The organism is Staphylococcus sp. LKG3-1 (assembly GCF_048568385.1).
In the GTDB taxonomy this organism is placed as follows: domain Bacteria; phylum Bacillota; class Bacilli; order Staphylococcales; family Staphylococcaceae; genus Staphylococcus; species Staphylococcus saprophyticus.
Window position 1 is genome coordinate 636,985 of sequence record NZ_CP183796.1, and the last position, 19,910, is coordinate 656,894.

At 31.4% G+C, this 19,910-nt stretch carries 25 protein-coding genes and 1 riboswitch; of the genes, 3 read left to right on the forward strand and 22 right to left on the reverse strand.

The window, feature by feature from the left end; all coding sequences use genetic code 11:
* Position 1 precedes the first annotated feature (1 nt).
* The 9 genes from ACM595_RS03035 to ACM595_RS03075 form a co-directional block, all read right to left on the reverse strand.
* On the reverse strand, positions 2-889 hold the full coding sequence (locus tag ACM595_RS03035; RefSeq protein ID WP_075339771.1) for a polyprenyl synthetase family protein: 888 nt from the start codon (positions 887-889) through the stop codon (positions 2-4).
* Complete coding sequence (locus ACM595_RS03040) at positions 879-1,124, reverse strand: exodeoxyribonuclease VII small subunit (RefSeq protein WP_002483207.1); 246 nt, start codon at positions 1,122-1,124, stop codon at positions 879-881. The genes ACM595_RS03035 and ACM595_RS03040 overlap by 11 nt, the downstream gene beginning before the upstream one ends.
* Positions 1,117-2,454 carry an exodeoxyribonuclease VII large subunit gene (xseA, locus tag ACM595_RS03045; RefSeq protein WP_069822006.1) on the reverse strand — a complete coding sequence of 446 codons (1,338 nt, stop codon included), beginning with the start codon at positions 2,452-2,454 and terminating at the stop codon, positions 1,117-1,119. The genes ACM595_RS03040 and xseA overlap by 8 nt, the downstream gene beginning before the upstream one ends.
* A gap of 14 nt (positions 2,455-2,468) precedes the next feature.
* Entirely contained in the window at positions 2,469-2,855 is a 387-nt protein-coding gene (gene nusB / locus ACM595_RS03050) for a transcription antitermination factor NusB (protein WP_011303036.1), read from the reverse strand.
* A gap of 113 nt (positions 2,856-2,968) precedes the next feature.
* Complete coding sequence (locus ACM595_RS03055) at positions 2,969-3,331, reverse strand: Asp23/Gls24 family envelope stress response protein (RefSeq protein WP_002483204.1); 363 nt, start codon at positions 3,329-3,331, stop codon at positions 2,969-2,971.
* Between the two features lie 12 nt (positions 3,332-3,343).
* Positions 3,344-4,702, reverse strand: coding sequence for an acetyl-CoA carboxylase biotin carboxylase subunit (gene accC, locus ACM595_RS03060; RefSeq protein WP_115338512.1), 1,359 nt, complete (start codon positions 4,700-4,702; stop codon positions 3,344-3,346).
* A complete protein-coding gene (gene accB, locus ACM595_RS03065; RefSeq protein WP_002483202.1) occupies positions 4,702-5,181 on the reverse strand; it encodes an acetyl-CoA carboxylase biotin carboxyl carrier protein in 480 nt (159 codons plus the stop codon). The genes accC and accB overlap by 1 nt, the downstream gene beginning before the upstream one ends.
* A 277-nt stretch (positions 5,182-5,458) precedes the next feature.
* Entirely contained in the window at positions 5,459-6,016 is a 558-nt protein-coding gene (gene efp / locus ACM595_RS03070; RefSeq protein WP_002483201.1) for an elongation factor P, read from the reverse strand.
* Positions 6,017-6,044: 28 nt separating this feature from the next.
* Positions 6,045-7,103: a M24 family metallopeptidase gene (locus ACM595_RS03075; protein ID WP_002483200.1), complete on the reverse strand. Its 1,059-nt coding sequence runs from the start codon at positions 7,101-7,103 to the stop codon at positions 6,045-6,047.
* A 103-nt stretch (positions 7,104-7,206) separates the two neighbouring features.
* On the opposite strand from ACM595_RS03075, the gene ACM595_RS03080 reads away from it, so the two are divergent.
* Positions 7,207-7,794 carry a hypothetical protein gene (locus tag ACM595_RS03080; protein WP_002483199.1) on the forward strand — a complete coding sequence of 196 codons (588 nt, stop codon included), beginning with the start codon at positions 7,207-7,209 and terminating at the stop codon, positions 7,792-7,794.
* 21 nt (positions 7,795-7,815) lie between these two features.
* The gene (locus ACM595_RS03085) at positions 7,816-8,037 is read left to right on the forward strand and encodes an SA1362 family protein (protein ID WP_002483198.1); all 222 of its coding nucleotides are present in this window, start codon (positions 7,816-7,818) and stop codon (positions 8,035-8,037) included.
* Positions 8,038-8,096: 59 nt separating this feature from the next.
* Here the strand turns inward: ACM595_RS03085 and ACM595_RS03090 are convergent, their stop codons facing one another.
* Positions 8,097-8,927 carry a lipoate--protein ligase family protein gene (locus ACM595_RS03090; RefSeq protein WP_011303031.1) on the reverse strand — a complete coding sequence of 277 codons (831 nt, stop codon included), beginning with the start codon at positions 8,925-8,927 and terminating at the stop codon, positions 8,097-8,099.
* Between the two features lie 173 nt (positions 8,928-9,100).
* Here ACM595_RS03090 and ACM595_RS03095 point away from each other — a divergent pair, with 173 nt between their 5' ends.
* Complete coding sequence (locus ACM595_RS03095) at positions 9,101-9,487, forward strand: rhodanese-like domain-containing protein (protein WP_011303030.1); 387 nt, start codon at positions 9,101-9,103, stop codon at positions 9,485-9,487.
* A 122-nt stretch (positions 9,488-9,609) separates the two neighbouring features.
* Here the strand turns inward: ACM595_RS03095 and gcvPB are convergent, their stop codons facing one another.
* The 12 genes from gcvPB to ACM595_RS03155 all read right to left on the reverse strand — a co-directional run bounded on the left by gcvPB (position 9,610) and on the right by ACM595_RS03155 (position 19,907).
* Entirely contained in the window at positions 9,610-11,088 is a 1,479-nt protein-coding gene (gene gcvPB / locus ACM595_RS03100; protein ID WP_002483195.1) for an aminomethyl-transferring glycine dehydrogenase subunit GcvPB, read from the reverse strand.
* Positions 11,075-12,427 carry an aminomethyl-transferring glycine dehydrogenase subunit GcvPA gene (gene gcvPA, locus ACM595_RS03105; protein WP_002483194.1) on the reverse strand — a complete coding sequence of 451 codons (1,353 nt, stop codon included), beginning with the start codon at positions 12,425-12,427 and terminating at the stop codon, positions 11,075-11,077. The genes gcvPB and gcvPA overlap by 14 nt, the downstream gene beginning before the upstream one ends.
* Before the next feature lie 17 nt (positions 12,428-12,444).
* The gene (gene gcvT / locus ACM595_RS03110) at positions 12,445-13,536 is read right to left on the reverse strand and encodes a glycine cleavage system aminomethyltransferase GcvT (RefSeq protein WP_115338511.1); all 1,092 of its coding nucleotides are present in this window, start codon (positions 13,534-13,536) and stop codon (positions 12,445-12,447) included.
* Positions 13,537-13,611: 75 nt separating this feature from the next.
* Positions 13,612-13,723, reverse strand: a riboswitch (glycine riboswitch).
* The gene (locus ACM595_RS03115) at positions 13,720-14,193 is read right to left on the reverse strand and encodes a shikimate kinase (protein WP_002483192.1); all 474 of its coding nucleotides are present in this window, start codon (positions 14,191-14,193) and stop codon (positions 13,720-13,722) included. It overlaps the preceding riboswitch by 4 nt.
* Positions 14,194-14,397: 204 nt before the next feature.
* Complete coding sequence (gene comGF, locus ACM595_RS03120) at positions 14,398-14,841, reverse strand: competence type IV pilus minor pilin ComGF (protein ID WP_115338510.1); 444 nt, start codon at positions 14,839-14,841, stop codon at positions 14,398-14,400.
* A 257-nt stretch (positions 14,842-15,098) separates the two neighbouring features.
* On the reverse strand, positions 15,099-15,554 hold the full coding sequence (comGD, locus tag ACM595_RS03125; RefSeq protein ID WP_228160939.1) for a competence type IV pilus minor pilin ComGD: 456 nt from the start codon (positions 15,552-15,554) through the stop codon (positions 15,099-15,101).
* On the reverse strand, positions 15,535-15,846 hold the full coding sequence (gene comGC / locus ACM595_RS03130) for a competence type IV pilus major pilin ComGC (RefSeq protein WP_037538386.1): 312 nt from the start codon (positions 15,844-15,846) through the stop codon (positions 15,535-15,537). Before comGC ends, comGD begins: the two co-directional genes overlap by 20 nt.
* A gap of 27 nt (positions 15,847-15,873) precedes the next feature.
* Entirely contained in the window at positions 15,874-16,938 is a 1,065-nt protein-coding gene (gene comGB / locus ACM595_RS03135) for a competence type IV pilus assembly protein ComGB (RefSeq protein WP_181876259.1), read from the reverse strand.
* Entirely contained in the window at positions 16,910-17,884 is a 975-nt protein-coding gene (gene comGA / locus ACM595_RS03140) for a competence type IV pilus ATPase ComGA (protein WP_115338507.1), read from the reverse strand. The genes comGB and comGA overlap by 29 nt, the downstream gene beginning before the upstream one ends.
* Positions 17,885-17,971: 87 nt before the next feature.
* Positions 17,972-18,595, reverse strand: coding sequence for an MBL fold metallo-hydrolase (locus tag ACM595_RS03145; RefSeq protein ID WP_115338506.1), 624 nt, complete (start codon positions 18,593-18,595; stop codon positions 17,972-17,974).
* The gene (locus ACM595_RS03150; protein WP_002483185.1) at positions 18,595-18,921 is read right to left on the reverse strand and encodes an MTH1187 family thiamine-binding protein; all 327 of its coding nucleotides are present in this window, start codon (positions 18,919-18,921) and stop codon (positions 18,595-18,597) included. The genes ACM595_RS03145 and ACM595_RS03150 overlap by 1 nt, the downstream gene beginning before the upstream one ends.
* Positions 18,921-19,907 (reverse strand): glucokinase, encoded by a 987-nt coding sequence (locus ACM595_RS03155; protein WP_115338505.1) that lies wholly within the window; start codon positions 19,905-19,907, stop codon positions 18,921-18,923. The genes ACM595_RS03150 and ACM595_RS03155 overlap by 1 nt, the downstream gene beginning before the upstream one ends.
* Between the last annotated feature and the right edge of the window lie 3 nt (positions 19,908-19,910).

The following is a 19,910-nucleotide window of genomic DNA, read 5'->3' on the forward strand; positions in this document are numbered from 1 at the left end:
TTTATGATTCACGATTATTAAAAAGTTCTATAATATAAACTAAATTGTCAGTATTATATTGTTTTGGTAATTGATTTAAACATTTGTAAGCTTTGTCAGTATGATGTTTCAATTTGTCTTCAGCTCCTTGTTGGCCTAAAAGTGAAACATAGGTACTTTTATCATTTTCAATATCACTACCGACAGCTTTACCAAGTTTTGCTTCATCACCATAAATATCTAATAAATCATCTTTGATTTGGAACATTAATCCCAAATGTTCACTATATGATTCTAAAGCATTGGAAACTTCATTTTCTGGTTCAGCAATATCGACTGCTGCCATGACTGCAAATTTTAATAGTGCACCTGTTTTTGCATTATGAATTTTCTCTAAAGTGTCTAGATCAATATTTGTTTCTGCACCTTCGCTTTGCATATCAAGCGTTTGGCCACCTACCATACCCAGATGGCCGCTAGCAAAGGATAAACGTTTGATTAATTTAACTTTAGCAACATCATTAAGTGAATCATCGTTTACAATCATATCAAATGCTTTAGTTAGTAACGCATCACCTGCTAGTATCGCTTTCCACTCTCCAAATACTTTATGATTTGTTAATTTACCTCTACGATAATCATCATTATCCATTGGTGGTAAATCATCATGTATTAATGAATATGTGTGTATCATTTCTAGTGCAAGTGCTGATGAAAATCCTTTTTTATACTGATGTGTTAACATTTCTAAAGTTAACAGTAATAATACAGGTCTTATGCGTTTACCACCTGCTTCTAGTGAATAACGCATACTTTCTTCTAGATTAGTATTTAGTTTTGAATTTGGAATTGTTTCAGATAACAATTGATTAACTTCTTCAGTTAAATGTTCCATTTTTTTATTCATCATCACTATCTACCTTCTCAGTATCGTCATTATTGTCAGTATTTTCATCAGACATCAATTCATTTACTTTTTTCTCAGCATCTTTTAATGTTTCATCACAAGTAGCCGATAATTTCATACCACGTTGATATAGGTTTAAAGATTCTTCTAAAGAAACATTTTCATTGTCTAATTTTTGAACGATTGTTTCTAGTTCTTTCATCATTTCTTCAAAACTTTGTGTATTACTATTACTCATCATTACACCTTACTTTCTTTACTTGTGCATCAACAACGCCATCTTTCATTGTTAACACAATATTATCATTTTCAGCCAAGTCTTTCGTACTGGTAATAACTTTATCATCCTTATTTACGATTGTATAACCACGCAACATAGTATTAGTAGGACTTAAATTATTAAGATTTTCTAGTTTTCTAGCAAGATTGTTTTTTTGATTATCAAGTAAATTATGCATGACTTTACTTAATTCAACACGTTTTTGATTATTTGTTAATTGGTCTCTTTTAATACGTTGTTTAAACGTTTTTAAATTGAAATTGTTAAAGAGTAACTGTAATTGTTGTTGCTGATTTTTAATTTTCAAATTCAAAGACAACTTAAGTTGTTTCTCAAGATCATCACGTTTTTGTATTTGTTGATCATAAAGTAGTGAAGGCGTTTGGAATTTATAATAAGATGCAACATGTTCCAAATGTTTTCGTTGTTGCTGCATATATTGTTTGATAAATCGAGTCAATGATAAATTAGCTTGCTGTAAATATTGACGTAATTCATATTGGTCCGGCGTAGCCATTACTGCTGCTTGAGTTGGTGTTGCTGCTCTTACATCTGCCACAAAATCACTTAATGTAAAATCAGTTTCATGTCCTACTGCGGAAATAATCGGTGTTTGACAATTATAGATGGCTTTAACGACATCTTCTTCATTGAAATTCCATAAATCCTCGATAGAGCCTCCGCCACGACCGATAATAATTGTATCAACATTCAAAGCATCAGCTTGATTAATTTTTTCAATAATGTCGCTTTTAGCTTGTTCTCCTTGAACAAGTGTATTGATCTGAACTTGTTCTGCTAATGGATACCTACTATTAATAGTCGTATGAATATCTCGTATTGCAGCGCCAGTTCCGGCTGTTAGCACAGCTATTTTTTGGGGGAATTTAGGTATCACTTTCTTATGACTTTGATCAAAAAAGCCTTCTTTAGTTAATTTCTTTTTTAACTGCTCTAATTTTTGATAAAGATTACCTATTCCATCCATATGCATTTTATTAACGTATATTTGATAATTACCACGACGTTCATAGACAGAAACACGTGCTTCTAATAGCACTTCGTCCCCTTCTTTAGGTTCAAAATCAATTTTTGATGCATTTCCTTTAAACATCATTGCACTGATGACACTGTTTTTATCTTTTACATTAAAATACAGATGTCCACTACTATGCTTTTTAAAATTAGATAATTCGCCTTTAATCAATACGGATTGTAAATGAGGATCTTGATCAAATTTATATTTAATATATTTAGTTAACGAAGTTACACTTAAATATTCTGACATGTTATATCACTCTTCTATTCAATATTGCTCAATACACCGTTTATAAATTTGTAATGATCATCATCACTGAATTGTTTTGCTAATTCAACAGCTTCATTGATAATTACTTTTTGTGGTGTTGAACTATGTAACATTTCAAATGTAGACATTCTTAAGATAATTCGATCAGATTTTAACAATCGTGCTAAAGTCCAGTCCTTTAAATGAGGTTGGATTTTTTCATCTAGCACAACTTCGTGATCTTTAACGCCAGTTACTAACCAACTGATGAATTCGAATTCTAAATCTGGATTATCATCTTTAATAAAACTGATTGCTTCTTCAATTGTTAAATCGCTATTTTTCATTTCAAGTTGAAATAGAGTTTGAAAGGCTTGCGTTCTGGATTCTTTTCGACTCATTATAAACTCCTTCAAGCATAGTATTATAGTAAACCATTAACGAAAAGAGATGCTTAAAATAGAAGCAATCGCTTTTCGCAAAATGAATTTAAAGTAAATTTGCTTTTATAATTTTAATTTATTGGTTCTATATGTGTAATATGAATATTGATTTGACTAGGTTCAATTGTTGTCATCGTCGTTAACGAATTATAAATAGCTTGTTGAATTTTTTTAGCAGTTTCCGATATATTGATACCATACGCTAATGAACAATATACATCGATATAGATGCCTTCATCATTTGTATCTACTTTAACACCGCGACTAAGCTGTTTTTTGCTAATGTTTTCAATGCTGCCTTTTTTTAATTCTTTAAAATGCCCTTGTATACCTTTTACTTCTGAAGTGGCAATACTAGCTATGACTGTTAATACCTCGGGTGCTATTTCTATTTTACCTAATTGGGAATGTGAGGTTTCTGAAACTTTGACCATGTCAATTACCTCCTATTTAGATTGATCATCCATAATATTATGTGTTTCTAAAAACTTCGTATTAAATACGCCGCTTCTAAAAATATCATTATTTAGTAAACGAATATGGAATGGGATTGTTGTATCAATGCCAAGAACAAGATACTCACCTAGTGCGCGTAAACCTGTCATAATTGCTTCTTCTCGTGTTGGTTCATGAACAATGAGTTTCGCTACCATAGAATCATAATAAGGTGGAATCGTATAATTAGTATAACAAGCTGATTCAATTCTCACACCAAAACCGCCTGGAGCTAAATATTGAGTGATTTGACCTGGAGAAGGCATGAAATTTTTATATGGATTTTCAGCATTGATTCTGAATTCCATTGCATGTCCCTCGATTTTAATATCTTTTTGTTTGAAAGGAAGTTTTTCACCCATTGCAACCTTCAATTGTAGTTTAACTAAGTCTACACCCGTAACCATCTCTGTAACTGGATGTTCAACTTGAATTCGCGTGTTCATTTCCATAAAATAAAAGTCATTCGTATCTAAGTCATAAATGAATTCTATCGTCCCAGCATTTTCATAATTTACGGCTTTTGCTGCTCTGACTGCTGCATTTCCCATTTCTTGGCGTTTTTCTTCGGTAAGTATCGGTGAAGGAGCTTCCTCAACTAATTTTTGCATTCTTCGTTGAATTGTACAGTCACGCTCACCTAAATGTACAACATTACCAAAGCTATCACCCATAATTTGTATTTCAATATGACGGAAATTTTCAATGAATTTTTCTAGATATAAGCCATTATTGCCAAATGCAGTTTCTGCTTCTTGTTGTGTCATTTTAAAACCAGTTTCAAGTTCTTTTTCGTCACGTGCCACTCTAATCCCTTTACCACCGCCACCAGCAGTTGCTTTAATGATTACTGGATAGCCAATTTCAGTAGCGATTTTTTTAGCTTCATTGATATCTTGAACTAACCCCTCGCTACCAGGAACTACAGGTACTTCTGCACGTTTCATTTCTTCTTTAGCTACATCTTTAATCCCCATTTTTTGAATTGAGTCATAGCTAGGTCCAATAAATTTTAACTGGCATGCTTCACATAATTCTGCGAAATCTCCATTTTCTGCTAAAAACCCGTACCCTGGATGAACACCGTCGCATCCAGTAGAAGTTGCTATTGATAAAATGTTTGGGATGTTTAAGTAAGAATCTTTAGATTGAGTTGGGCCAACGCAATATGCTTCATCAGCAATTTGAGTATGTAGTGCGTCTTTATCTCCTTCAGAGTATATTGCCACTGTTTGCAATCCAAGTTCATGACATGCACGAATGATTCTTACTGCAATTTCTCCTCTATTTGCTATTAAAATTTTATTCATTATTTCACCTTAAATAACGGTTGGCCATACTCTACCATTTGACCGTCTTCTACTAAAATTTCTGCAATTTCCCCAGTTACTTCGGCTTGAATTTCATTAAACAATTTCATCGCTTCTAATATACAGACAGTTGATTCGTTTGTAACAGAATCACCAACTTGTACGTAAGCACTTTCTTCTGGTGATGGCGATTTATAAAATGTACCTACCATTGGCGCATTAATAGTTTGTAGGTTATCGTCAGTTGTACTTGCATCGCTAGTAGTTTCTTCTGTACTACCTGTAGCTACTGGATTTGATGCTACACCTTGTTGCGGCGCTAATTGTTGCATCGGTTGTTGTGAAATTTGTGGTGTAATGATTTCAGTTTCTTTTTCTTTTTTTAAATTAACAACATTGCCCTTGTCTTCTATATTAATTTCAGTCAAACTTGATTGATCAAGAATTTCAATTAATTCTTTAATTTCTTTAAAATTCATAAATACTGACTCCTTCAGATTGTTTTCATTTACCTAGTTTATTTTACTTTAGAGATATGCTCAATTCAAGCATATACATACTCTCTATATTAAACTGATTCACTTTTGTAGTGTTCCATATAACTATACCTTATTTCAAAAGTAAACTATTAGTGCAATTTTAAATAATATTATTTGATTCTATCTATTTTAACACAATAAAAACCTTTCCAAAGTATAGCGCATTGGAAAGGTTTTTTTAAATGTAATTTCGATAAGTAAATACAAAATTAAACTATTATGCTCTTGAGATGTAACTACCGTCACCAGTATTAATCACAAGTACATCGCCTTCATTTACAAATAAAGGTACATTTAACGTATACCCTGTTTCTACTGTTGCTGATTTAGTTGCACCATTTGCAGTATCACCTTTGATACCAGGTTCTGTTTCAGTTACAGTAAGTTCAACTGTTTTAGGTAATTCAACACCTAATGTTTCATTTTCATAAGACTGAATTTGAACTTCCATGTTAGCTTTTAAGAAGTTAAGTTCATATTCTAAATAGTCAGCTGGTAATTCTGTTTGTTCAAACGTTTGATTATCCATGAAAACATGTGTATCACCATCTGCATATAAATACTGCATACGACGGTTTTCAATTAAAGCAGTTTCTACTTTCTCTCCGCCTCTAAATGTTTTCTCCTGGATTGCACCCGTTCTTAGATTACGTAACTTAGAACGTACAAAAGCAGAACCTTTGCCTGGTTTTACGTGTTGGAAATCTAATACTTTCCAAATACCATTATCTACTGATATTGTTAAGCCTGTTTTAAAATCATTAACCGAAATCATTCAGTTTCCTCCTCGATTATAAGGTCTTCTATAAAATAATAAGGTTTTTAGTGCATTTAGTAAAGCGTTCACAGCCATTTTCTTTAATTAAAATGTCATCTTCTATACGAACGCCACCTAGACCATCTATATAAATGCCAGGTTCAATTGTAACACAATTATTGACGTCTAATTCAGTTTCAGATTTTCTAGAAAGATTGGGACCTTCGTGAACATCTAACCCTATACCGTGACCTAACGAATGTCCAAAGGCATCTCCATACCCTTTTTCCGTAATGTAATCTCTTGCTACTGAATCTAGAGCTTTACCTGTAATGCCTTTTTTAGCTGCTTCTATTCCTTTTAAGTTCGCTTCTAAAACAATATTGTAGATTTCTTTAAGTTGTGGGTCTGGCTCACCGATTGCAAATGTTCGTGTAATGTCCGAACTATAGCCCTTGTAATAAGCACCAAAATCTAAGGTGATCATTTCACCATGATTAATTACTTTATCGCTAGCTACACCATGTGGTAAAGCTCCTCTTACGCCTGAAGCAACTATGGTATCAAACGATGTCCCTTCTGCGCCTAATTCTAACATTTTACTTTCTAACTTTGCTTTTAGTTGCTGTTCCGTCATACCAGCTTTTGCAACAGTTAATATATACTCAAATGTTTCATCAACAATGTCTGAAGCTTTTTGTATTAGCTGAATTTCTGCTTCATCTTTTACTTCACGAATTTTTTCAATTACACCACTAATACTAATTAAACTAATGTAGGCTTTACTCAATTGTAAGTAAGTATCATAACTAACTAGATTACCTTCAAATCCGACATTTTGCACACTTAAGTTTTCAAGTTGTTGCTTTATTTCATCAATTAAGGAACCTTGTTGTTTGATGATTTTAAAATCTGGTGCTTGCGCAGTGGCTTGCTCTATGTATCTAAAGTCAGTAATTAATAAATTTTGTTCTTTCGTTATTATTAATGCACCACTTGTACCTGTGAAACCGGATAAATATCTTCTGTTAAAATCTGATAATATAACTGCTGCTTCTAAATGTTTTGTTTCTAAGGCAGAATTTAATTTTTCAATTCTAGTCATCTTTCTTCCTCCTATTCAATAAATTTGTACATTTTCCATTTATACATTAAAATGATAGCATAATTATTATATAAATTTATAGTTTTTGAATTAGGAGCGTATTATGAAGAAAAAAATTGTAGCTATTTTAGGTGCTTCATGTTTGTTAGTTGGTTGTGGTAGTCAAAATTTAGGGCCACTAGAAGAAAAGACCACGCAACTTCGCGATGAAAATCATAAGTTGAAAAGTAACATTCAGGATTTAAAACAACAAATTAGTAAAGAAAAAAGTAACATCACAGCTTTGGAAAAAGATAAAAAAAACATAGCTACAGCTAAAAATAACAATAAGAAAGTTACAAACTTAAAAGCATCTTCTACATATTATCAAGACATTGCTAAATCTATTAAACAGTACGATGAAATTGAAAGTGATGTCACGAAAAATAAAGGTGATAAAAAAATTCAAGAAAAACTTACCGATATCACTAATAAAATTGATACAGCCTTTACTACGTACAAAAACGATATAAATAAAGAAAAAATGAGTAGTGATGACAAGGAAAAAAATAAAGACATTACTAAACTTAATAAAAAATTAAGTGATGCAATGAGTGATATTAGAGAAGGTTACAATGGCAAAGATAAGAAAAAAATTCAAAAGGGACAAAATGCTTTATCAACTATAAGTATCAATAATAGTCAAAGTTAGAATCACATAGGAGTGTTTTAAGTGAAACAAGCGATATTTTATATTGTCATCGCTGTGGCAGTAGTTGGATTAATTCTTAATTTAGATGCATTTATTTTTAGTTTTGTAAGAATGGCAATTAGCTTAGCGATATTTGCTGGAATTATTTACGCAATTTATTATTTCTTCTTTTTGACAGAAGACCAACGTAAATATAAGCGTGCGCAACGTAAATATAAAAGACAAAATAGAAAGAAAAAATAAGTGCTATTTTAAAAGCGCAACGACATTGAATGTCGTTGCGCTTTTTAATACTTTTTCATTTATTTTCTATAATTCCATTCATCCGATTTATACTTTTCAATTAAGGTATTTATTTCTTCTTTTTGGTTTTGATTAAGCTCTAGTGGTTTGAAATTGATGTCTAAGCCTTTTTTAAATCCAATTTCAAAAGCTTCTTCCATCTCTTCTAGTGTAATATATCGATCTGAAATATCATTAATGGCGACTGCTTTGTCTACAAAGGCTTGTTTCATTTTATCTTTTAAACGCTCATTTTTGAATATAAACATATCAAATAGATCGTCAATGTCCACATCTTGCAATAACGAACCGTGTTGTAAAATAACGCCTTTTTGTCTAACTTGGGCGCTACCTGCTATTTTTCTACCTTCTACTACTAATTCATACCAGCTCGGAGCATCGAAACATACAGCACTTCTTGGTTGTTTGAGTTTAGCTCTTTCTTCTTTCGAGCGAGGAATGGCAAATGAAGCATCAAAACCTAAATGCTTAAACCCTTCTAACAATCCCTCAGAAATTACTCTATAAGCCTCTGTAACCGTCGAGGGCATGTCTGGATGTGATTCTGGAACAATGACACTATAAGTTAATTCTTTGTCATGTAGCACACCTCTACCGCCTGTTTGACGTCTGACAAGTCCATATCCTTTTTCTTCAACTTTATCGATATCAATTTCTTTTGTAAGCCTTTGAAAGTAACCAATAGATAATGTTGCAGGATCCCAAGTATAAAATCTAATGACAGGATCTATTTCCCCTCTGGAAACAAAATTCAGTAAGGCTTCATCCATTGCCATATTAAAATAAGGATCTTTACTCCCAGTATTGATAAAATTCCATGTTTCTGTCACATTCAAAACTCCAATCGCTAAATTAAATTGTGATAACATATATTTTGTGTTATCGTTTTCAATAATTGTATAAGTTTGTCAGTCTTTCTTATTAATCAAAAGCAAAAATATTTTGATAAATTGGGCTAACAGTCTTATAATATATAATATCGGTTAATTAGGGAGGATGCAAGATGAGTAATTTTTGGTTTATAGCGTTAGCAGTTTTAATAATTATTATCGCTTACATGCTAATCAATTATCTTCTTAATAAAAGAGCAGTCACAGAATTAAACCAAAATGAATTCCATAATGGTTTGCGTAAAGCTCAAGTTATTGATGTAAGAGAAAAAGTAGATTATGATTACGGCCACATCAATGGTGCGCGTAACATACCAATTACTATGTTTAAACAAAGATATCAAGGTTTGAGAACAGATCAACCTATTTATCTGTGCGATGCTAATGGCATTGCCAGTTATCGTGCCGCTAGAACTTTAAAGAAAAATGGGTATAAAGATGTTTATATGCTTAAAGGCGGATACAAAAAATGGACTGGTAAAATCAAATCTAAAAAGTAGTTTAAATATTTCATTTAATAATAAGCGAGTAACTATATTTCATGTATAGTTACTCGTTTTTTATTAAAATAGACAAAAATAAATCCGGATAATTAATTATCCGGATTTATTTAATATAATACTTATTCTTTTTCAAAACGAAGATTTTCAAATTTTAAAACAGGTTGTCTAGCTGCTTTAGTTTCATCTAATCTATCTATGATTGTTGTATGTGGTGCTTCTAAGACTTTATCTGGATCTTCTTTTGCTTCATTTGCAATTTCAATCATTTTATCACAGAAATAATCAAGGGTTTCTTTAGATTCTGTTTCAGTTGGTTCAATCATCATACCTTCCTCAACATTAAGTGGGAAGTAAATTGTTGGTGGATGAACACCGAAATCAAGTAATCGTTTAGCCATATCTAACGTTCTGACACCGTGTTCTTTTTGTTTTGAACCACTTAATACAAATTCATGTTTACAATATTGTGGATAAGGTATTTCGAAATGATCCTTCAATCGAGCTTTAATATAATTTGCATTTAATACAGCTGCCTCAGAAACTTCTTCAAGTCCTTTATTCCCCATCGTACGAATATAAGTATAAGCTCTTAGATAGATACCAAAATTACCGTAAAAAGGTTTTACGCGTCCTATAGAATTTTCGATATCATTATCATATTTATATACATCGTCTTCTTTGACTACCATTGGTTTTGGTAAGAAACTAGCTAATTCTTTTTTCACACCGACTGGTCCAGAACCTGGTCCACCGCCACCATGAGGCCCAGTAAATGTTTTGTGCAAGTTAAGATGTACCGCATCAAACCCCATGTCTCCTGGTCTTACTTTGTCCATAATGGCATTTAAATTCGCACCATCATAATATAATAATCCGCCAGCTTCATGAACAATATTTCTTATATCCATAATATTTTTTTCAAATATACCTAATGTATTAGGATTTGTAAGCATAATTGCTGCAGTGTTTTCATTTACAACTCTTTTTAAGTCGTCAATATCAACTTCACCGCGTTCGTTCGATTTAACTGTAACCGCTTTGAAACCAGCAAATGCTGCAGAAGCTGGGTTAGTACCATGTGCGGAGTCAGGTACAATAACTTCATCACGATGTCCTTCACCATTTTTTTGATGGAATGCCTTGAATATCATCAATGCAGTCCATTCACCATGCGCACCGGCAGCTGGTTGCAACGTTACTTCATTCATACCGGTTATTTCTTTAAGTTCTTCCTGTAAACTATGAATTATTTCTAAAGAACCTTGAACTTGTGATTCATCTTGCAGTGGATGTGACTCGGCGAATCCTGGTATTCTTGCTATTTTTTCATTGATTTTTGGATTGTATTTCATTGTACATGAACCTAAAGGATAAAATCCTGAATCAACACCGAAGTTTTTATTTGAAAGCTCAGTATAATGACGTACTAAATCTAATTCAGCGACTTCAGGTAGTTCTGCTTTATTTTTTCTTATAAATTTGTCGTCTAATAATTTTTCTACTGCACCGTTATCTATTTCTTTTTTGGGTAACGAATATGCATAACGACCTTTTTTAGAACGTTCAAATATTAATGGACTAGATTTACTTACTACCATTTAATTCACCTGCTTTCTTAACAAATGTATCTATCTCATCTTTAGTTCTTAATTCTGTCACTGCTACTAACATTTGATTTTCATAATCCTTTGAGACTTCACTTAAATCAAAACCGCCAATAATATCTTGTTGTAGTAATGCATCATTAATATCTTTTACAGGTTTATTAAACTTCACGACAAATTCATTAAATGATGTGCCATTTGAAACTTCTAAACCAGCTTCTTTAAATTGTGCTTTTGCATAATTAGCATTTTCAAAGTTTTGTACTGAAATGTCATAAATACCTTGTTTACCTAATGCGGACATGCAAATTGAAGAAGCTAATGCATTTAATGCTTGGTTTGAACAAATGTTTGAAGTGGCTTTATCTCGACGAATATGTTGTTCACGTGCCTGTAGCGTTAAAACGAAACCACGATTTCCATCTCCATCTTCAGTCTGTCCAACCAAACGTCCCGGTATTTTTCTCATTAATTTTTTCGTTGTTGCAAAGAAACCACAATGCGGACCACCAAATTGCGCTGGTATACCAAATGGTTGTGTGTCTCCTACAACAATATCCGCTCCAAAACTACCTGGCGGTGTCAATAAACCTAAAGCAAGTGGATTGGCATAAACAATAAACAGTGCCTTTTTGTCTTCAATAAATGAATGTATTTTTTCTAAATCCTCAATAGATCCATAAAAGTTTGGATACTGCACAGCAACTGCCGCTGTATCATCGTCAATTGCATTTTCTAATTTTTCTAAATCTGTAATTGTACCATCAAGGTCTACTTCTACAACTTCAAATTCTTCTCGAGTTTTAACGTAAGTTTTTAATACTTGCAAAGCTTGATAATGTAGTCCTTTTGAAACAACTATTTTATTTTTACGCGTTTGATTAAATGCTAAAATACATGCTTCTGCGAAACTTGTAATACCATCATACATAGATGAGTTTGCAATATACATATCTGTTAATTCGCAAATTAATGTTTGGAATTCAAAGATAGCTTGTAATTCACCTTGCGAAATTTCTGGTTGGTATGGAGTATAAGCAGTATAAAATTCAGAACGAGAAATCATTGCATCTACAACTGCTGGTGCGTAATGATCATAAACACCTGCGCCTAAAAATGAACTATGTGTTTCTTTAGTTACATTTTTGCTTGCAATTCTGCTTAAGCGTTTTGTCAATGTCGTTTCAGCTTCACCATCTGGTATGGCCAACTCTCTATTTAATAAAATATCCTTTGGAACATCTCCAAATAATTCACTTATAGAGCTTGCTCCGATTGTATCCAACATTTCTTTTTTATCTTGTTCAGTTAATGGAATATAACGATGACTCACAGTAACACCCCTTTGATTTATTTACTAATCTGATTTTTTTTAACAATTTTAGCTTTAACTTGTCTTTTTCTAACCTGTACAACAACCTCTTTTCCCATTTCAAAAGCATCTCGATTGATTAGGGCTAGTCCAATTGATTTACCAGTTAAAGGTGATTGCGTACCTGAAGTAATTTCTCCAATTTGATTACCGTCTAAATCATATACTTCATACCCTGTTCTTGGAATACCTTTGTCGATCATTTCTAATCCTACTGTTCTTCGTTTAGAACCATTCTCTTTTTGATCTTTTAGTACTGATTTACCAATAAAATCGGCTTCTATTAATGGTTTTGCAGCAAATGCTATACCCGCTTCATATGGTGTGATTGTTTCGCTTAAATCTTGACCGTGTAATGGCAGTCCAGCTTCTAATCTTAATGTGTCTCTAGCACCTAAACCGCATGGTGTCACATCATTTTTTAGAATTTCATCCCACAAATATGGTGCATCGTCTGCATTACAGTATATTTCAAATCCATCTTCACCTGTATATCCAGACTGTGACAGTATTACATTTTTACCAAAGAATTCAACGTTTTGTTCAAATTCAAATGGTTTCATTTCAGATACATCAATATTTACATGTTGTTGGACTAAATCACGTGCTTTTGGTCCTTGTATAGCTAGTTGGCCATATTCAGTTGATACATTAATAACTTCAGCATCAAATGCTTTAGCTTTTTCGCACATCCACTCAAAATCTTTTTCAGTATTTCCAGCGTTAACAACTAAAAGATAAACATTTTCTTCTAATTTATAAGTAATTAAATCATCAATGATGCCACCTTGTTCATTACATAAAGCTGTATACTGCGCTTTATGCGTTGTTACATTGTCTGTATCATTTGAAAGCAAATATTGTACTAAATTAGAAGCATCTGAACCTTTTATGATAATTTCTCCCATATGACTTACGTCAAATAAACCTATTTCAGTTCTAACTGCATTATGTTCTTCTTTAATACTAGAAAATTGGACTGGCATTGCCCATCCACCAAATTCTACTATTTTAGCCCCACTATCTACAAAAGTTTGATATAGTGGTGTTTTTTTAAGTTCATTGGACATGAAGAAACCTCCTAAAAATTATATAATAAAAAAACAGGGTAGCCTAAACTACCCTGTTGTAATATTCCAGGAATGCGTTACAGTATTATCCTTTTGCCTGAGAGTTTCGTAAAAACTTGCACCTTCGGCGATGGACTAAAGTTAAGTTATATTAAGTATAACTACCATTCTCTCTAATACTGATCATTCGCAAACAATCGCTTCCATGATATCATTTTGTAAATCTGAAAGAGATTGACTACTATTTACTTTTATGAATGCGATTTCATTATATCTTGAAACCCTAGATGAATACAAGCTTTTTAATTCAAATAACGATTTATTATTTGCATTTGGTCTATTGCTGTCATTTTTAATTCTTTTGTAAAGAATTTCTATATCACAATCTAACCAGATTACTTTTGGCTGTTCTTTTAATATTCGGAATGATTCATCGCCTTCTATTATACCACCACCGGTTGAAATGATATCATAACGTTGAACACATTCTTGTAGATATTCATTTTCTAATTTTCTAAATCCTTGCTCACCAATGGCTTCGAAAATTTCAGGGATAGATTTATTTTCCTGTATTGCTATATGTTCATCTAAGTCAATATAGGAGAGTTGATTATTACTTGCTAGAAATTGACCCAAAGTTGTCTTACCTGTTCCCATAAATCCAATAAGTATGAGTGGTTCTATTTTATTATTCAAAACTAACTTCCTTTTTTATGTATGTGTTTATTTGATCTTTATAATACGATTCAATATTATCTAATGTTTTTAATTGTAATCCAATTTGAAATGTATAAATCGTAATTAAAGATAAATATAGCATAAATATGACTAGCATAAAAGGATACATATAAGCAGGATTGATTAGAAAACAATTTTCTTTTCATAATAAATACCTTTCTCAAAAATTTTAAAATTAATTACTACAGATTTATCATTAATAATTTTGAACTTTGCACTAACAACATTATGCAATGTAGTAATGTTTCCTTTTCCATCTAACGTTTTAATTAATTTGTTATTTTTAAATTCATAAATGATGTTTCTCTGTTTATTTCTAATTACAATATGGTTTTCATCGGATTGATTTTTAAGAACATAAGCATTTTCTTTAATTAAATCTTGTGTCAAATCTCTTGAGAAAAATGCCAAGTCTACTTCTTGAGCATTCATAATTTGCTCATTGATGGTGCCTGTCGTTCTAATTAATGTGGGTAATATTGAAAAAATGAGTATAGTTATAAAAAGTGCAAACAAGACTTCTATATATGTAAAAGCTCTAAATTTATTTGAAGAAACATTTTTCATATGTTTCTCCCTTTTTGAAAATACAAATTTTGTCGTTACTCATTTTAACTCTATAATCTTCAATCATAATTCCACTTTTCAATTCCTGTCTTTTATAGTGGTAAAGTGAATTAAGTAATATTCTAGTTAGATCTATTTCATGGCTTTTGTGTTGAATATCCAACTTTAATTGCAATATCATAGGTATAAATAAGATACAAATCAGTGTGATAATTGAAAAAGATAAAAGACTATCTATCAATAACGAGGCATTAACATTAAATTTTCTCATATCTAATACGTCCTTTTTCAATATGAAATATGATTTTATAAAGATTTTTATTCGTTTTTAGGTAGACACTTCCAAATTTGTTTGTTTCTCCTTTTTTGTTAAACGTTATAAATTTCAAATTTGTTCTTGGATGTATAAAGCTATTTAAAGGGAGTATTATTGCTTTGGCGCTTTTATTAGAGGGGAATTGTTCATTAATAATAATTTTATTAGAGTAATCATTAAAGACCAGTGTAATTGATTGGTTATCTTTAATCGCTTTAGATTTAATATAGTTGAATTGCATAATTAAATTATTAATTTTACGCTGTTCTATTTTGTTATTATTAGTATCGAAAGCACTGATATTAGATAGTTGGAAATATAAGAGTAAACTAATAATACAGACCACAAAAAGCATTTCTATATAAGTAAATGCGCTTTTAATTTGCAACAGCTTCACCATTGTTAATAGTGATGGCTGCACCAGATTTACATGACTTTTGATTTTCTTTAATGTATCCTTCTGTAACTAAGTCTTCTATAGACGATGGCTTTTTATTAAACTTTAAAGCATACGCTTCAATTTGGCTATCAATCATTTTAAGTTGTGCCTCACATCCAGTATTTTGCAAGTGAGACGACTGTTTAGCTATATTGGGTATAATTAATATTAATAATAAGCTAATTATCAATAATACAAGTAACATTTCTATTAATGTAAAAGCTTTTCTATTAATTTTTAGTTTTTTCATAATTGATTTAACTTCCTCTATTCGTAATTATTTAATCGTTTGCATTAAATCAAACATAGGCAACATAATAACTAGATATAATGACACTATTAATATAGCAATTAAAAAGAAAACAATAGGTTGTATGAACTTTATGATTAAATGAATCAACTGTTCTATTTGAGACAGTATCATTTCACTATATAGTTTCATTTCTATCTCTAGCCTTCCTTTTTTCTCACCTTCTTCAACAAAAATAATCAAATTTTTTTCAAAACACTGTAAATGCTTTAATACTTCACTTAAATTTAATCCTTGTTGTATCCCTTTTGAAATTTCATTTGCTAAAAATATTAAATATTCATCTTGCTGTTTAGCGTATATTTCAACAATCTTTTGTAAAGTTATACCATTTTTATAGAATAAAGATAATTCAGAAGCTAAGCAAAATGTTTTATAATACTTGAAAAATTTCGAAATAATGGGTATTGATAAGAGGATTTTATGCTTTATTTCTATAGATGACTTTCTATATATGATGAAAATACCTAAAATGATTAGTATAAAAATTATTGAACTATATAGGAGATACGATGGGAGGTTTGTGATGAATAAAGATAGATAGAGTTGTAATGGGGAAATACTTACATCCATACTACTATATAAATTTTGAAACTCGGGGATGATTGTACGGTTTAAAATAATTAACATTATCAAAAAAACGATAAGTAACAACGCGGGGTATTGTATTGTTTTTAAAAAGCGTTGCTTCGATTTATAGTTTTTTACTAAATATTCATAAGCGTGTGGCAAAGTAATAGTTAAATCTCCAAATATTTCTGCAAAATTTATTAACGTTAAGATGGATTTAGGATAATTTAGTAACCTTAATATTTTTGCGCAGCCAGCACCATTATTTAATTCTGCTTCAATTTGCAACTTTAATTGGCGATTTTTAATGTTTGTATATTGAATTAAAAAAAGAAATGCTTCACTTAGCGTATAACCGCGGTCTAACAAATCTTTTAATTTTATCAATAACGTTATTTTGTCTTTTTCTGATAAATTGAAAATATTTTTAAATTTAAATATAGCGCTCCATAGTTTCCTCACAAATAACACCTGCTTTGGCTAATTGAGTTAATTGAGTAGACAAATTAGAAAATGAACTAGGCAATGTATAGTCATTGTCTATTAAATGATTTATTTGTGCTTTAGTAAGTTGTTCATATACAAGTTTTCTTTGATTATTATAAGTCGTAATTAGTCTTTGGTTTAAAACGGTTAATAAAGCTTGTTTCATTTCTTGCATCGTTAGTCCCATTTCTTTAAGCCTTAATAATGCGCCTTTACAGTTATTAGCGTGAATTGTTGTTAATACTAAATGACCACTTAGACTCGCATGCATTACTTGTTTAGCTATTATGGCATCTCTAATTTCACCAATCAAAATAATGTCAGGATCACATCTTAAAATCGCTTTAAAAGTATTTGCATAATTGATACCTGCTTTTTCATTAATCGATACTTGTGTAATTCCAGATACTAGCTGCTCCACTGGATCTTCAACTGTTATGATATTTAAATCTAACCGCTCTTTTGCATGCATGACCATTTGATACATTAAAGTGCTTTTTCCGGAACCAGTGGGTCCACTTAATAATATAAGCCCCTGTTTTTTATTCATTAATTTATATAATGTACCTAAATTACTTGTATCACTTCCTTTTTGAAAATACTGTGGAACAATTCTGATAACACAACTTTCTATTCCCAGAGATAAAGGTAGCGTGGATATTCTTAAAAAGTAAATTTGCTTGAATTTGTAAGTATATCTACCACTTTGAGCAACATTATGTTTAGACACATCTAAACCAGCTTGATATTTCATATAGGTTAATAATTTCAAATAAATATGTTGCTGTATGGATTCAATTGGTGCAAGCGTATCTTGAACTCTGAATTTAATATATATTTTGTCATTTGAAGGAATAAAGTGCACATCAGTGGCCTTTGTACTAATCGCTTTTTTAAGTATATTATTAAATAAAAGTTTCAAAAAATCCACCTCCTACTTATATACACGTAAGAGATGGATAAATTACTTCTAATCTACTTATAAAGTTTGCGTTAAATTGAAAGCTATTCACCCATGCAAATATGGGTTAAGTTGTTCATCTTCAACAGTTGTATATGGTCCATGTCCAGGGAATAATGGTAGGTCCTCTTCAAGCGTAAATAATTTATCAAGTATCGAATCTACTAAAGTTTCATGATCTCCTTTATATAAATCCGTTCTACCGATACCTTGTTTAAACAAGGTGTCTCCTACAACTGCAAAATCTTTAAATACAAAAGTTAAACTACCTGGTGAATGACCTGGCGTATGCAGGACATTGAACTCAAAGTTAGCAATATTTGTCTGGCCTTCAGTTAATGATTGTGGTGTGACTGAACTAATAACTTGTGGAAGGCCATATTGTTTGAATTTTTCTGAACCGTTTTTTTGAGTATCTGTTAAAAAATCAAATTCTGCTTTATGCATGTACACGGGTACTTGATACTTTTCTACAATAGCATCTAATGCACCTATATGGTCAAAATGTGCATGCGTTAATAAAATTGCAGATAATGGCTTATTAATTTGATTTAATTTTTTAATAATCAAGTCGCTATCACTTGCAGGATCAACTAAAAGTACATTTGTCTCATTTTCTATAAAATAAGCATTTGTATCGACCAATCCTAAAGTTAAACTTGATATTTTCATTATGCTTGCCCTCCATTATTCAAATGGTTTTCCACAGATTTTAGTTTATCATTCATTTTACGTGATTTATCTCTTCTATCATCAATTCTAATATTTGTACAAACACGATCTAATCCTTTGTCAAAAGGTAACTCATGAATTGCTTGCACAACTTCGAATAAATCTTTCAAGTCACCTTCAATTAAAGTATTCATAGGTGTCAGTTGATAATCTATTTTCCCTTGATTTTTATACTCTTTTAATTTCGTTTGTATTTCAGCAATATATTTACTTACACTTGGCCCTTCTGTACCAACTGGTATAACGACTACATCTACAATTGCCATTATTTTGCACCTTCCTTTTCAATTACATAAGTATATATTAAACCTGCAGCACCTGTAATGCCTGCATCATTGCCAAGTTGCGCTTGTACGATTTCAGTATCTTTCTGTGCTGGAGTGAAAGTTAAATTATGATATTCCGTTTTAATGTTTTCAATCAAAATAAGTCCCGCAGTTGACATACCACCACCTAAAACAATGTATTTAGGGTTACTCGTTACACTTAAAATACTACATAAATAAGCAATATAATTAGCAACGCGTTCTGTGATAAATATGCAGAATTGATCTCCTGCTTTCGCCGCATCAAAAACAGCTTTTGCAGTTACATTATTTTCTTTTATTAATTGAAGTATAGATGACTTAAAAGTTAATTTTGGATAATAAAAGTTAACAAGATTAACTACGCCTGTAGCAGATGCAACTGTTTCAATACAACCCGATTTACCACAATTACATTTAAAACGTTGGTCATGGTCTACTCGGAAATGACCAATTTCAGCTCCTGAACCATTGTGTCCATGTATGATTTCACCATTCGAAATAATACCTCCGCCAAGTCCTGTGCCAAGTGTAATTGCAACTACATCATCAGCACCATTACCTGCACCTTTATGTTTCTCTCCTAGTGCAGCTACGTTAGCGTCATTATCAACATAAACTGGACAATCAACAAATTGTTTGAAAATATTCCTAACATTTACTGGTTCCGTCCAATATAAATTGACTGCACCGTTAACTTCACCCGTTTCAAAATTAACAGGACCAGGAACTCCTATACCAACACCGATAACATCAGAAAAAGTATAATCAGATTGATCAATATATGCGACAAAAGTATCATAAATATTTTTCAACAATTGATAACCCGTTGTATCTGATGTATCCGTGTTAATTGACCATTTTGAAATACGATTTAAATTTTCATCAAAACAACCTAATTTACAAGTTGTACCACCTATATCTGCTGCTAGTATGATTTTATTCATATA

Bases quoted from the DNA above. Each gene is read 5' to 3' on its own strand.
- ACM595_RS03035 (WP_075339771.1), bottom strand. From the start codon at position 889: ATGATGAATAAAAAAATGGAACATTTAACTGAAGAAGTTAATCAATTG.
- ACM595_RS03040 (WP_002483207.1), bottom strand. From the start codon at position 1,124: ATGAGTAATAGTAATACACAAAGTTTTGAAGAAATGATGAAAGAACTA.
- xseA (WP_069822006.1), bottom strand. From the start codon at position 2,454: ATGTCAGAATATTTAAGTGTAACTTCGTTAACTAAATATATTAAATAT.
- nusB (WP_011303036.1), bottom strand. From the start codon at position 2,855: ATGAGTCGAAAAGAATCCAGAACGCAAGCCTTTCAAACTCTATTTCAA.
- ACM595_RS03055 (WP_002483204.1), bottom strand. From the start codon at position 3,331: ATGGTCAAAGTTTCAGAAACCTCACATTCCCAATTAGGTAAAATAGAA.
- accC (WP_115338512.1), bottom strand. From the start codon at position 4,702: ATGAATAAAATTTTAATAGCAAATAGAGGAGAAATTGCAGTAAGAATC.
- accB (WP_002483202.1), bottom strand. From the start codon at position 5,181: ATGAATTTTAAAGAAATTAAAGAATTAATTGAAATTCTTGATCAATCA.
- efp (WP_002483201.1), bottom strand. From the start codon at position 6,016: ATGATTTCGGTTAATGATTTTAAAACAGGCTTAACAATATCAGTAGAT.
- ACM595_RS03075 (WP_002483200.1), bottom strand. From the start codon at position 7,103: ATGACTAGAATTGAAAAATTAAATTCTGCCTTAGAAACAAAACATTTA.
- ACM595_RS03080 (WP_002483199.1), top strand. From the start codon at position 7,207: ATGAAGAAAAAAATTGTAGCTATTTTAGGTGCTTCATGTTTGTTAGTT.
- ACM595_RS03095 (WP_011303030.1), top strand. From the start codon at position 9,101: ATGAGTAATTTTTGGTTTATAGCGTTAGCAGTTTTAATAATTATTATC.
- gcvPB (WP_002483195.1), bottom strand. From the start codon at position 11,088: ATGGTAGTAAGTAAATCTAGTCCATTAATATTTGAACGTTCTAAAAAA.
- gcvT (WP_115338511.1), bottom strand. From the start codon at position 13,536: ATGTCCAATGAACTTAAAAAAACACCACTATATCAAACTTTTGTAGAT.
- ACM595_RS03115 (WP_002483192.1), bottom strand. From the start codon at position 14,193: ATGGGAACAGGTAAGACAACTTTGGGTCAATTTCTAGCAAGTAATAAT.
- comGF (WP_115338510.1), bottom strand. From the start codon at position 14,841: ATGAAAAATGTTTCTTCAAATAAATTTAGAGCTTTTACATATATAGAA.
- comGC (WP_037538386.1), bottom strand. From the start codon at position 15,846: ATGAAAAAACTAAAAATTAATAGAAAAGCTTTTACATTAATAGAAATG.
- ACM595_RS03145 (WP_115338506.1), bottom strand. From the start codon at position 18,595: ATGAAAATATCAAGTTTAACTTTAGGATTGGTCGATACAAATGCTTAT.
- ACM595_RS03150 (WP_002483185.1), bottom strand. From the start codon at position 18,921: ATGGCAATTGTAGATGTAGTCGTTATACCAGTTGGTACAGAAGGGCCA.
- ACM595_RS03155 (WP_115338505.1), bottom strand. From the start codon at position 19,907: ATGAATAAAATCATACTAGCAGCAGATATAGGTGGTACAACTTGTAAA.